The organism is Pseudomonas sp. 14P_5.3_Bac1, from assembly GCF_025466135.1.
Taxonomy (GTDB): domain Bacteria; phylum Pseudomonadota; class Gammaproteobacteria; order Pseudomonadales; family Pseudomonadaceae; genus Aquipseudomonas.
Genome location: NZ_JANLOF010000089.1, coordinates 13,632 through 25,630 on the forward strand (window position 1 = coordinate 13,632; position 11,999 = coordinate 25,630).

Here is an 11,999-nt window from a genome sequence, read left to right on the forward strand (position 1 = left end):
TTGCCCCCGATGAGGCCCTAACAGGCGCCGAAGATTCAGCCCTTGAACACTTCATCCAGCAAGTTATGCATCGACTGGAACGCCCGCGCAGCGGTCTTCGCGTCATACATCATCTTGCCCGGCACATTGGCGTGCGGGTCGGTGAAGGAATGCACGGCGCCGCCGTAGCTCAGCAGTTGCCAATCCACACCGGCCGCGTTCATTTCATCTTCAAACGCTGGCAGTTGCTCTTTCGGCACCAAGGGGTCGGACGCACCGTGCAGCACCAACACCGCGCCTTTGATGTTCTTCGCATCCGCCGGGTTCGGCGTGTCGAGGGTGCCGTGGAACGACACGGCGGCCTTCAACGGGGCGCCGGTACGCGCCAGCTCCAGGGAGCAGCAACCGCCGAAGCAGAAACCAAAGGTCGCGAGCCTGGAGGTATCCACCGCCGCCTCGCTCTGGCCTTGCAGTTGCTCGAAGGCCGCCTGCATGCGCTTGTTCAGCAGCGGGCGATCATTCTTCAACGGCATCATGGCCGCGCCGGCTTCATCGCCATTGGAGGGGCGCACGGTTTGGCCGTACAGGTCGGCGATCAGCACCACGTAGCCCTTGGCAGCCACGCTCTTGGCGATCTCTTCAGCACCGGCACTCACACCCATCCAGTTCGGCGCCATCAGCAGACCCGGCAGCGGGCCCTTATGGCTGGCATCGAACGCCAGGCGGCTTTCATAAGACTGGCCATCAATCTGATAGACCACGGAACGCACAGTGACTTGGCTCATCATTTACTCCAGTTGAGATGCGTAGAACGAAAAAACCCGCCGAAGCGGGTTTTTTTACAACGGTGTTAAACCGACAGTTCAACCAACAGCTTGTTCAGTCGGCGCACGTAGGCGGCCGGGTCTTTCAGGCTGTCACCAGCGGCGAGCGCCGCCTGGTCGAAGAGGATGTGCGACAGGTCGCCAAAACGCTCTTCGCTTTGCTCGCCATCGAGTTTCTCGATCAGCGGGTGAGCCGGGTTGAATTCGAAGATCGGCTTGGAATCCGGAACCTTCTGACCGCTGGCTTCAAGGATCTGACGCATCTGCATGCCCAGGTCCTGCTCGCCGATGGCCAGAATCGCCGGAGAGTCGGTCAGACGGTGGGAAACCCGCACTTCGCTGACAGCATCGCCCAAGGCGGTCTTGATTCGTTCAACCAGGCCTTCTTTGGCCTTGGCGACTTCTTCGGCTTCTTTTTTCTCTTCTTCGGAGTCCAGGTTACCCAGGTCCAGGTCACCACGGGCCACGTCGACGAAGGTTTTGCCGTCGAACTCGCTGAGGTAGCTCATCAGCCACTCATCGATACGGTCGGTCAGCAGCAGCACTTCGATGCCTTTCTTGCGGAAGACTTCCAGGTGCGGGCTGTTTTTGACCTGCGCGTAGGTTTCACCGGTCAGGTAGTAGATCTTGTCCTGACCTTCCTTGGCGCGCGCCAGGTACTCGGCCAGCGACACAACCTGCTCACCGTCATCACCCAGGGTGGACGCAAAGCGCAGCAGGCCGGCGATTTTTTCCTTGTTGGCAAAATCTTCCGCCGGGCCTTCTTTCATGACCTGGCCGAAGTTTTTCCAGAAGCTCTTGTATTGCTCTGGCTCGTTCTTCGCCAGTTTCTCCAGCATGTCGAGCACGCGCTTGGTCAGCGCCGACTTCATGGAGTCGATGATCGGGTCTTTCTGCAGGATTTCGCGCGACACGTTCAACGACAGGTCGTTGGAGTCGACCACACCTTTGATGAAGCGCAGGTACAACGGCAGGAAGGATTCCGCCTGGTCCATCACGAACACGCGCTGCACGTACAGCTTCAGGCCTTTTGGCGCTTCACGCTGGTACAGGTCGAACGGCGCACGGGCCGGTACGTAAAGCAGCGAACTGTATTCCAGCTTGCCTTCGACCTTGTTGTGGCTCCAGCTCAGCGGGTTTTCGTAGTCGTGAGCGATGTGCTTGTAGAACTCCTGGTATTCCTCGTCCTTCACCTCAGTGCGAGGACGGGTCCACAGGGCGCTGGCACGGTTGACCACTTCCCATTCCTGGGCAGGTTTCTCTTCGCCCTCGACAGCCGCCTGTTCTTTAGGCAGCTCGATTGGCAAAGCAATATGGTCGGAGTACTTCTTGATGATGTTGCGCAGACGGTAACCGTCGGCGAATTCATCTTCACCGGATTTGAGGTGCAGCACGATGCGGGTGCCACGGTCAGCTTTGTCGATGGTGGCGATTTCGAACTCGCCCTCACCTTTGGAGGACCAGTGCACGCCTTCGCTGGCGTCGAGGCCGGCGCGACGGCTGAACACTTCAACCTTGTCGGCGACGATGAAGGCCGAGTAGAAGCCCACACCGAACTGACCGATCAGGTGCGAATCTTTTTTCTGGTCGCCCGACAGGTTTTTCATGAAATCGGCGGTGCCGGATTTGGCGATGGTGCCCAAATGGGTGATCGCGTCTTCGCGGCTCATGCCGATGCCGTTGTCTTCGAGGGTGACGGTCTTGGCGTCTTTGTCGAAGCTCACACGGATTTTCAGTTCGGCGCCACCTTCCAGCAACTCAGGCTTGGACAGGGCTTCGAAACGTAATTTGTCGACAGCGTCTGAGGCGTTCGAGATCAATTCGCGAAGGAAGATTTCCTTGTTGGAATACAGCGAATGGATCATGAGGTGCAGCAGCTGCTTCACCTCGGTCTGGAAGCCCAGGGTTTCCTTTTGAGTTTCCACACTCATGGTCATCAAACTCCAATTGGATGGCAGTGGCCGCGCCCTTGAGGGTTGGCGGCGGGTTGTCATCAAAGTTGGGGGCTAAGACCAGGATTTCAAGGGCGCGCCGATTCCTCAATCTTGAAATGTGCGCGGGCGGTGGCAATCGGTTCGGCCGGGGTACTTTGCCAGGCGGTGATCGCCACATTGGCAACTCGGCGGCCCTGGCGCCATACCTGGCATTTGGCGTAAGTGTCGCGAAACTGGCCGGCACGCAGGTAATCGAGGGAAAAGTCGATGATTTTCGGAATGCCGGGCGAGCCGGTAAACACCAGCAGGTGCAACGCCGCCGACAACTCCATGAACCCGGCAATCACGCCACCGTGCAGCGCCGGCAATATCGGGTTACCAATGTTGTCCTTGTTGGCCGGCATACGAAACAGCAATTCATCTCCCAGCCGCGTGCACTCAATGCCGATCAGCTTGGCGTAGGGAATCAGGTCGAGCAGCGCCTCATAGTTACCGCGCTCATGGGCCTGTTCGAGGCGGGTTTTGAATCGGTGTGTCATGCCCGCTCTCCCTTGATGGTGCTGCCCAGCCCTTGGGTGCCCTTGAGGCGCTTGCCCATGCGCATGAACGTGCCCACCACATGGGCAATCGGCTGTTGCGGGTCCTCCTGATAAGCAAAACCACGGGTGAAGATCACGTCGGTGGTCACCCGGTAACAGTGCGCAAAGCCATAAACAGGTTTGTGCGGTTCGGCGGGGTGCATGTAGTCAACGCGCAGGTCCAGGGTTGGGCACACCTCGAACTCGGGCAATACACACAGGGTTGCCATGCCGCAGGCCGTGTCCATCAAGGAGGTCAATGCGCCGCCGTGAATCACGCCGGTCTGGGGATCACCGACGATATGCGGGCCGTAAGGCAGGCACAGCGTCATGCCTTCGTCGCTGGCAGCATGGACGGTGATGCCCAGCACCCGGCAATGGCGCAGCGCCGAAACAAAGCGCGTGGCACGGGCTAACAGGGGATTTTCGGTCATGTGGTCTAGACTCTTATTAGTGTTGATCCGCGGAGTATGTCGTGCGGTTGAAAGTTCCTTGATCACCGGTGTTTATATATCTGGGGAATAAAAGGAACTAATGCTGACCCCCCAGGCTCGAAAGGCCAGTAGATATCTTCAATAAGGAGAAACACCCCATGCGCAAGACTTTAGCTATTTCCATGATGCTCGCCGCTGCCCTCGGCCTCGCTGCCTGCGATAAAAAATCCGAAGACAAAGCCCAAGATGCACAGTCGCATTCTGAGCAAGCTCAGAAGGACATGGCGAAAGCACAGGATAAAGTGAACGACGCTGCAAAAGAAAACGCCGATGCTGCCAAAGCTCAGGCTGATGCAAACGCTGAAAAAGCGAAAGAAGACGGTACCGCTACTCCAGTAGCACCTGCCAAGCCTTAATAGCCTGGCAATTGCTGCGAAAGAAAGCCCGCTTACATAGCGGGCTTTTCTTTGTCTGCTGTTTAGCCGTGGGTTAAAAGTTGGACTAACCGGACGCCCTAGTTAAGACACTGCGTCTTTAGCCACTTCGGACGCCGGCGTATCAGTCGGGGTATAGACTATCACCTGCAGTACGTCGGAATGAAACTCCCGACGGTACAACACCACCACGACCCCGCCGCTCATCAACATGAACAACCAGGGGCTGACAAACCAGGCGAGCATGGTCATGCCGAAATAATAAGCGCGCAGGCCAAAGTTGAATTGGTTGGCGGCCATCGAGATCACCCTGGCTGCTCGCAGCGCAAACGCTTTGCGCTCCTGCTCCGACACATGCCGCTCACCGATCATCGGCGCCGACCCCACCAGCACCGCGGCAAAGTTGTACTGGCGCATGCACCAACTGAAGGTGAAAAACGCGTAGACGAACACCAGCGCCAGGCACAGCAGCTTGATTTCCGACATGCCCTGGGACGCCTGCTGCACCATGGGGATGTCCGCCAGCAACGACACCGCCCGCTCGGACGCACCGAGCACGGTAAGAATGCCGGCGAGGATGATCAACGTGCTGGAGGCGAAGAACGAAGCGTTGCGCTCCAGGTTGCCGATCACGCTGGCGTCGGCGATGCGGTTGTCGCGCAGCAACATGCGGCGCATCCAGTCCTCGCGATACAAATGCAGCACGCTGGCCAGGCAGGCGGTGTCGCGGGCTTTCCAAGTGGCGTATCGGGTGTAACCCCCCCAGCACAGGACGAACCAGAGGGCGGCAAGCAGGTGGACCTGATTGGTTTCGATGAACGACATGCGGGGCCTTATGCACAATGGATGGAGACGAACGCGGGTCAAAATGTGGGAGCTGGCTTGCCTGCGATAGCGCTGGATCGGGCGATACAGCAATCGCAGGCAACCAGCTCCCACACCGACCGCGTTTCAACTTTAGAGGGTAGTCGTCTCACAGGCATAAAAAATGCCCCGTATCGATTGATACGGGGCATTTCGATGCCGCGTGAAACCGCTCGTTACGCGATGGCTTCGCTACGCTTGCCGAGCATGCGATCAACCACAAATGCAACGACCAGCGTCATCACCGACGGCACCAGCCATGCCAGGCCTTGCTCGCTCAGCGGCAGGTGCGCCAGCTGGGCAGGCAACCAATCGGCCAGGCCCGCGCCCTTGAGCGCATCGATGCAACCAAAGATGAACGACACCAGCATCACCGGGCCAACGATACGGCCCTGCTCCAGCCAGAAGTCTTTGCAGAAGCTCAGGGCCACCAGCACGATGCACGGCGGGTAGATCGCGGTAAGCACCGGAATCGAGAAGGCGATCAGCTTGGTCAGGCCCAGGTTGGACACAAACAGCGAGAACAGCGCCAGGATCACTACCAGCGTCTTGTAGGACAGCGGCAGGATTTTGCTGAAGTACTCGGCGCACGCGCAGGTCAGGCCCACAGCGGTGACCAGGCATGCCAGGGAGATCAACACGGCGAGGAAGCCGCTGCCCAGGGAGCCGAACGTGTGTTGCACGTAAGCGTGCAGCACCGCCGCACCGTTGCTCGCGCCGGCGGCCACGGCATGGCTGCCCGAACCCAGGCGGAACAGGCTGACGTACACCAGCGCCAGGCCCACGCCGGCAATTAACCCGGCAATGATTGCGTAGCGGGTGATCAGCTGTGGCGATTCGACGCCACGGGAACGGATGGCATTGACGATGACGATCCCGAACACCAGCGCGCCCAGGGTATCCATGGTCAGGTAACCATTGATGAAGCCTTGAGAGAACGGTGCGGCCACGTATTCTGGTGTCGCAACGCCGACATTACCGGCCGGCAGGGCAAATGCAGCGATGCCCAGAATGGCCAGGGCGATGATTTTCAGTGGCGCCAGGAAGCGACCGACAGTGTCCAGCAGGCGGCCCGGGTACAGGGACACGAAGAACACCACCAGGAAATACACCGAGCTGTAGAGGAACAGCGCCAGCGGGCTTTCGCCGGTCAGCGGCGCCAGGCCCACTTCAAACGAAACGGTCGCGGTACGCGGGGTGGCGAACAGCGGCCCTACCGCCAGGTACGCCGCCGCCGCGAGCAGGCCGCCGGCGATCTTGCCGATCGGGCTGCTCAACGCGTCCATACCGCCGCCGACCTTGGCCAAAGCGATGACGGTGACCACCGGCAGACCGACCGCGGTGATCAGGAAGCCCAGCGCTGCCATCCAGACGTGAGGCCCGGACTGCAAACCAACGATAGGCGGGAAGATGATGTTGCCGGCGCCCACGAACAGGGCAAAAGTCATAAAGCCTAACGCCAGGACATCCTGGCTTTTCAACACTTTCATTTCAGGAAATACCACACTACTGAATCGGAATTTAGAGAGGGATTCCCTGTGGATGAGGGAACTGCTGCCGGTCCTTATGGGGACCGACCGATCTGGCGCGCGGCTTCCTTTTGGGATGCGGACGCATAAAGAGGCGGCTAGAGTACAGAATTGGGCTGACAAACGCACTGTTGCGGGGCGAACTGTCCGATAAGCGACATCCAAATGTCGCGTTTTCATACCTTTTGAGCCTGACACAATCAATGTGGGAGCCGGGCTTGCCCGCGATGCAGGCACCTCGGTGCGTCAGTACAACCGGGGGTGATGCCATCGCGGGCAAGCCCGGCTCCCACAATTTGGCGCGGCCACCTGCCACGTTCAGGCAACCCCAGAACACACAAAGGCCACCCGAAGGTGGCCTTTGTGTGGGTGAAGCGTCAGCTAAGCGCGAGGCTTACTTGACAGCCCAACCCGTCAGCTCAGCCAGGGCTTTGCCGATGTCTGCCAGCGAACGCACGGTTTTAACGCCTGCGTCTTGCAGTGCAGCGAATTTCTCGTCTGCAGTGCCTTTGCCGCCAGAGATGATTGCGCCAGCATGGCCCATACGCTTGCCCGCAGGGGCAGTCACACCAGCGATGTAGGAAACAACCGGCTTGGTCACGTGTGCCTTGATGTAGGCAGCCGCTTCTTCTTCAGCCGAACCGCCGATCTCACCGATCATCACGATCGCTTCGGTCTTCGGGTCTTCCTGGAACAGTTTCAGGATGTCGATGAAGTTCGAGCCTGGGATCGGGTCACCGCCGATGCCGACGCAAGTCGACTGACCGAAACCGGCGTCAGTGGTTTGCTTCACAGCTTCGTAGGTCAGGGTGCCGGAACGCGAAACGATACCGACTTTGCCTGGCAAGTGAATGTGACCTGGCATGATGCCGATCTTGCATTCGCCTGGAGTGATCACGCCTGGGCAGTTAGGGCCGATCAGGACTACGCCCAGCTCGTCGCACTTAACTTTAGCGTCCAGCATGTCCAGGGTAGGAATGCCTTCGGTGATGCACACGATCAGCTTGATGCCGCCGAATGCTGCTTCCAGGATGGAATCCTTGCAGAAAGGTGCTGGAACGTAGATCACGCTGGCGGTGGCGCCAGTTGCAGCTACAGCGTCTTTCACGGTGTTGAACACTGGCAGACCCAGGTGCTCGGTGCCGCCTTTGCCCGGAGTTACGCCGCCAACCATCTTGGTGCCGTACTCGATGGCTTGCTGGGTGTGGAAACTACCTTGCGAACCGGTAATACCCTGGCAGATAACTTTGGTGTCTTTATTGATCAGGACGCTCATTATTTGCCCTCCGCAGCTTTGACAACTTGTTGAGCAGCGTCGGTCAGGCTGGTAGCCGCGATGATGTTCAAACCGCTTTCTGCCAGTACTTTAGCGCCCAGTTCAGCGTTGTTACCTTCAAGGCGTACAACAACCGGGATTTTAACGCCGACTTCTTTCACTGCACCGATGATGCCTTCGGCAATCATGTCGCAACGAACGATGCCGCCGAAAATGTTGACCAATACTGCAGCGACGTTGGAGTCGGACAGGATGATCTTGAACGCTTCGGTCACGCGTTCTTTGGTAGCACCGCCGCCCACATCGAGGAAGTTGGCTGGCTTGCCGCCATGCAGGTTGACGATGTCCATGGTACCCATGGCCAGGCCAGCACCGTTGACCATGCAACCGATGTTACCTTCCAGCGCTACGTAGTTCAGTTCGAACTTGGCAGCGTGCGCTTCGCGCGGATCGTCTTGCGACGGATCGTGGAAAGTCTTCAGCTTAGGCTGACGGTACATGGCGTTGGCGTCGATGTTGATCTTGGCGTCGAGGCAGTGCAGATCGCCGTCAGCCTTGATCACCAGCGGGTTCACTTCCAGCAGGGCCAGATCGTGATCCTGGAACAGTTTGGCCAGACCTACGAAGATCTTGGCGAACTGGGCAACTTGCTTGCCTTCCAGGCCCAGCTGGAAAGCCAGCTCACGACCCTGGAATGGCTGAGCGCCAACCAGTGGATCGATAGTGGCTTTCAGAATTTTTTCTGGGGTTTCGTGAGCAATCTTCTCGATGTCCACGCCACCTTCGGTGGAAGCCATGAACACAATGCGACGGCTCGAACGGTCAACGACAGCGCCCAGGTACAGCTCTTTAGCGATATCAGTGCACGATTCAACCAGGATCTTGGTGACTGGTTGGCCATTGGCATCAGTCTGGTAAGTCACCAGACGCTTGCCCAGCCACTGCTGTGCGAAGGCCTTGGCGTCTTCTTTGCTGCGAACCAGCTTAACGCCGCCCGCTTTACCGCGACCACCAGCGTGGACCTGGGCTTTGACAACCCACTCGGTACCACCGATTTTGTCGCAAGCTTCTGCTGCTGCTTCCGGGGTGTCTACTGCGTAACCCTTGGATACTGGCAGGCCGTATTCAGCGAACAGCTGCTTACCCTGATACTCGTGAAGATTCATGCTTTTTACCGTCTTCGTTAGGTACTGCGCATTCGGCGCTGCGCTCATTATGAGTGCCGCGCCACCTGTGACTGCTGCTTGCACAACTTGCAGGGCTTAACGCCCGTAAAGCTGCGCAAGACTGCGTCCAGCGGATATTCCGCGGTGAGTCTTGCGCGCAAGGCTCACGACGGGCAACCGCCGTGGTTTCTTATTATCTCGCTTAGCGTTTCTTCTTGTTGGCGATGTGGATGGCGCCGCCATTCACAGCCAACGCGGCTTCATGCAACGCTTCAGACAGGGTCGGATGGGAGAAGACCATCATGCCCAGATCCTCGGCGCTGGTGCCGAATTCCATACCGATCGCGCCTTGCTGAACCAGTTCTGCAGCGCTTGGGCCAATCACGTGGACGCCCAATACGCGGTCAGTCTTGGCATCAGCGATGACTTTGACAAAACCACCGGTGTCGTTGGCTGCCATGGCACGGCCAGAAGCGGCAAACGGGAAGGTGCCGACGTTAACTTCAACGCCTTCAGCTTTCAACTGCTGTTCGTTCTTGCCGACCCATGCAATTTCCGGGTGGGTGTAGATAACGGACGGGATCAGGTCGTAGTTCATCTGGGTTTTGTGACCCTTGATGCGCTCGACAACCATGATGCCTTCTTCGGACGCCTTGTGCGCCAGCATCATGCCGCGCACCACGTCGCCGATGGCGTACACGCCAGGCACGGTGGTAGCGCAGTGATCGTCAACGTGGATGAAACCACGCTCGTCGATGTTCACGCCGCTGTCGGAAGCCAGCAAGTCGGTGGTCACTGGCCGGCGACCCACGGCTACGATCAGCTTGTCGAAGGTGATGGTCTGCTCGCCTTCTTTATCGGTGTAGGTCACCACGACTTCTTCGCCGTTGACCTTGGAACCGGTAACACGGGCGCCCAGCTTGATGTCCAGACCTTGTTTGGTCAGGGTTTTCAGCGCTTCTTTGGACACCGCGGTGTCGGCAGCCAGCAGGAACGTGTCCAGGGCTTCCAGAACGGTCACTTCAGAACCCAGGCGGGACCATACCGAACCCAGCTCCAGACCGATGACGCCAGCGCCGATCACGCCCAGACGCTTAGGCACGGTTTGGAATTCCAGGGCGCCGGTCGAATCAACGATCACGTTCTGGTCAACGGGAGCCGGTGGAATGTCGATTGGACGCGAGCCTGGAGCCAGGATCACGTTCTCGGCTTCGATGACCTCGACCGAACCGTCCGGCTTGGTGATTTCAACTTTCTTGCCGGCCAGCAGTTTGCCGTGACCTTGCAGGGAAGTAACGCCGTTGGCCTTGAACAGGGTGGCAACGCCGGAAGTCAGGCCTTTAACGATGTTGGCTTTACGGCCGACCATTGCTGGCACGTCCATGGTCACGCCAGCATGGTTGATGCCGTGGATCGCGAAACCGCTTTGGGCTTCGTGGAATTTCCAGGAGCTGTCCAGCAGCGCCTTGGAAGGAATGCAACCTACGTTCAGGCAAGTACCGCCCAGCGCCAGTTTGCCTTCCTTGTCGGTGTATTTTTCGATGCAAGCAGTCGAGAGGCCCAGTTGTGCGGCCTTGATAGCGGCAACGTAGCCGCCAGGACCTGCACCAATCACTACAACGTCAAATTTCTGCGACATGAAAATAGTTCCTCTATTCAGCGACAAGCTTCAAGCGACAAGCCGCAAGCCAAGCTGCTTTTTCCTACAGCTTGTAGCTCGCAACTTGCCGCTGCGTCTTTAGATGTCCAGCAGCAGACGAGCCGGGTCTTCCAGCAGGTTCTTGATGGTCACCAGGAAAGTCACGGCTTCTTTACCATCGATCAGGCGGTGATCGTAAGACAGTGCCAGGTACATCATTGGGCGGATCACGACTTGGCCGTTGATGGCCATCGGACGCTGGATGATGTTGTGCATGCCCAGGATCGCAGCTTGTGGCGGGTTGACGATCGGGGTCGACATCATCGAACCGAAGGTACCACCGTTGGTGATGGTGAAGGTACCACCGGTCATCTCGTCGATGGTCAGCTTGCCGTCACGGGCTTTCTTGCCGAAGCCGGCGATGCCGCCTTCGATTTCAGCCAGGCTCATCAGTTCGGCGTTACGCAGAACCGGTACCACCAGGCCACGGTCGCTGGACACGGCAACGCCGATGTCTGCATAGCCGTGGTAAACGATGTCGCTGCCGTCGATGGAAGCGTTGACTGCCGGGAAGCGTTTCAGCGCTTCGGTGGCCGCTTTCACGAAGAACGACATGAAGCCCAGGCGCACGCCATTGTGGGACTTCTCGAACAGGTCCTTGTACTTCGAACGCAGGGCCATGACTTCGGTCATGTCGACTTCGTTGAAGGTAGTCAGCATCGCCATGTTCGACTGTGCTTCGACCAGGCGCTTGGCCACGGTGGCACGTACGCGAGTCATCGGTACGCGCTTCTCGGTGCGGTCGCCAGCGGCGAACACAGGCGCAGCGGCAGCCGGAGCAGCAGCCTTGGCAGGTGCGGCAGCTGGAGCGTTTTTCTTGGCTTCAACTGCAGCCACCACGTCTTCCTTGGTGACACGGCCGTCTTTGCCGGTGCCTTTGATGGACGCCAGGTTGATGCCGTTTTCTTCGGCCAGCTGACGCGCAGCCGGGGCAGCGATTGGATCTTCGCCAGCAGCAGCGGGTGCAGCTGGCGCCGAAGCAGCCGGGGCAGCAGCGGCGGCCGGGGCAGCGGCTGGAGCAGGAGCAGCAGCGCTGCCCTCTTCGATCGAGCCCAGGATCTGGTTCGACAGAACGGTAGCGCCTTCTTCGGCAACGATTGCGCCCAGTACGCCGTCAGCCTCAGCCAACACTTCCAGAACGACTTTGTCGGTCTCGATGTCGACGATCAGGTCGTCACGCTTGACGGCGTCGCCTGGTTTCTTGTGCCAGGTGGCAACGGTGCCATCGGCAACCGATTCCGGGAATGACGGGGCTTTGATTTCGATAGCCATTATCTGTGGG

At 58.6% G+C, this 11,999-nt stretch carries 11 protein-coding genes; 1 reads left to right on the forward strand and 10 read right to left on the reverse strand.

The features are described from left to right. Window positions 1-35: 35 nt before the first annotated feature. From NTD89_RS27605 to NTD89_RS27620, 4 genes are all read right to left on the reverse strand, one after another. The gene (locus NTD89_RS27605) at window positions 36-764 is read right to left on the reverse strand and encodes a dienelactone hydrolase family protein (RefSeq protein ID WP_145164974.1); all 729 of its coding nucleotides are present in this window, start codon (window positions 762-764) and stop codon (window positions 36-38) included. 65 nt (window positions 765-829) lie between these two features. Next, entirely contained in the window at window positions 830-2,734 is a 1,905-nt protein-coding gene (htpG, locus tag NTD89_RS27610; RefSeq protein WP_242193697.1) for a molecular chaperone HtpG, read from the reverse strand. 89 nt (window positions 2,735-2,823) lie between these two features. After that, window positions 2,824-3,276: a PaaI family thioesterase gene (locus NTD89_RS27615; protein ID WP_106576734.1), complete on the reverse strand. Its 453-nt coding sequence runs from the start codon at window positions 3,274-3,276 to the stop codon at window positions 2,824-2,826. Next, entirely contained in the window at window positions 3,273-3,749 is a 477-nt protein-coding gene (locus tag NTD89_RS27620; RefSeq protein WP_262210681.1) for a PaaI family thioesterase, read from the reverse strand. Before NTD89_RS27620 ends, NTD89_RS27615 begins: the two co-directional genes overlap by 4 nt. 158 nt (window positions 3,750-3,907) lie before the next feature. Between NTD89_RS27620 and NTD89_RS27625 the strand changes: the two genes are divergently transcribed. Beyond that, window positions 3,908-4,165 (forward strand): hypothetical protein, encoded by a 258-nt coding sequence (locus tag NTD89_RS27625; protein WP_106576736.1) that lies wholly within the window; start codon window positions 3,908-3,910, stop codon window positions 4,163-4,165. 102 nt (window positions 4,166-4,267) lie between these two features. Here the strand turns inward: NTD89_RS27625 and NTD89_RS27630 are convergent, their stop codons facing one another. The 6 genes from NTD89_RS27630 to odhB form a co-directional block, all read right to left on the reverse strand. Then, the gene (locus tag NTD89_RS27630) at window positions 4,268-5,008 is read right to left on the reverse strand and encodes a DUF599 domain-containing protein (RefSeq protein ID WP_262210683.1); all 741 of its coding nucleotides are present in this window, start codon (window positions 5,006-5,008) and stop codon (window positions 4,268-4,270) included. Between the two features lie 215 nt (window positions 5,009-5,223). After that, entirely contained in the window at window positions 5,224-6,537 is a 1,314-nt protein-coding gene (brnQ, locus tag NTD89_RS27635; protein WP_262210684.1) for a branched-chain amino acid transport system II carrier protein, read from the reverse strand. 433 nt (window positions 6,538-6,970) lie between these two features. Beyond that, on the reverse strand, window positions 6,971-7,852 hold the full coding sequence (gene sucD / locus NTD89_RS27640) for a succinate--CoA ligase subunit alpha (protein WP_003172813.1): 882 nt from the start codon (window positions 7,850-7,852) through the stop codon (window positions 6,971-6,973). Next, a complete protein-coding gene (gene sucC / locus NTD89_RS27645; RefSeq protein WP_003233235.1) occupies window positions 7,852-9,018 on the reverse strand; it encodes an ADP-forming succinate--CoA ligase subunit beta in 1,167 nt (388 codons plus the stop codon). Before sucC ends, sucD begins: the two co-directional genes overlap by 1 nt. A 202-nt stretch (window positions 9,019-9,220) precedes the next feature. Continuing rightward, window positions 9,221-10,657: a dihydrolipoyl dehydrogenase gene (gene lpdA, locus NTD89_RS27650; RefSeq protein ID WP_106576739.1), complete on the reverse strand. Its 1,437-nt coding sequence runs from the start codon at window positions 10,655-10,657 to the stop codon at window positions 9,221-9,223. Between the two features lie 99 nt (window positions 10,658-10,756). Then, window positions 10,757-11,989: a 2-oxoglutarate dehydrogenase complex dihydrolipoyllysine-residue succinyltransferase gene (gene odhB / locus NTD89_RS27655; RefSeq protein WP_262210685.1), complete on the reverse strand. Its 1,233-nt coding sequence runs from the start codon at window positions 11,987-11,989 to the stop codon at window positions 10,757-10,759. Window positions 11,990-11,999 lie beyond the last annotated feature (10 nt).

What these genes read in the sequence shown, in the direction of transcription:
- NTD89_RS27605 (WP_145164974.1), bottom strand. Translation starts at nt 764, where the DNA reads ATGAGCCAAGTCACTGTGCGTTCCGTGGTCTATCAGATTGATGGCCAG.
- htpG (WP_242193697.1), bottom strand. Translation starts at nt 2,734, where the DNA reads ATGAGTGTGGAAACTCAAAAGGAAACCCTGGGCTTCCAGACCGAGGTG.
- NTD89_RS27615 (WP_106576734.1), bottom strand. Translation starts at nt 3,276, where the DNA reads ATGACACACCGATTCAAAACCCGCCTCGAACAGGCCCATGAGCGCGGT.
- NTD89_RS27620 (WP_262210681.1), bottom strand. Translation starts at nt 3,749, where the DNA reads ATGACCGAAAATCCCCTGTTAGCCCGTGCCACGCGCTTTGTTTCGGCG.
- NTD89_RS27625 (WP_106576736.1), top strand. Translation starts at nt 3,908, where the DNA reads ATGCGCAAGACTTTAGCTATTTCCATGATGCTCGCCGCTGCCCTCGGC.
- NTD89_RS27630 (WP_262210683.1), bottom strand. Translation starts at nt 5,008, where the DNA reads ATGTCGTTCATCGAAACCAATCAGGTCCACCTGCTTGCCGCCCTCTGG.
- brnQ (WP_262210684.1), bottom strand. Translation starts at nt 6,537, where the DNA reads ATGAAAGTGTTGAAAAGCCAGGATGTCCTGGCGTTAGGCTTTATGACT.
- sucD (WP_003172813.1), bottom strand. Translation starts at nt 7,852, where the DNA reads ATGAGCGTCCTGATCAATAAAGACACCAAAGTTATCTGCCAGGGTATT.
- sucC (WP_003233235.1), bottom strand. Translation starts at nt 9,018, where the DNA reads ATGAATCTTCACGAGTATCAGGGTAAGCAGCTGTTCGCTGAATACGGC.
- lpdA (WP_106576739.1), bottom strand. Translation starts at nt 10,657, where the DNA reads ATGTCGCAGAAATTTGACGTTGTAGTGATTGGTGCAGGTCCTGGCGGC.
- odhB (WP_262210685.1), bottom strand. Translation starts at nt 11,989, where the DNA reads ATGGCTATCGAAATCAAAGCCCCGTCATTCCCGGAATCGGTTGCCGAT.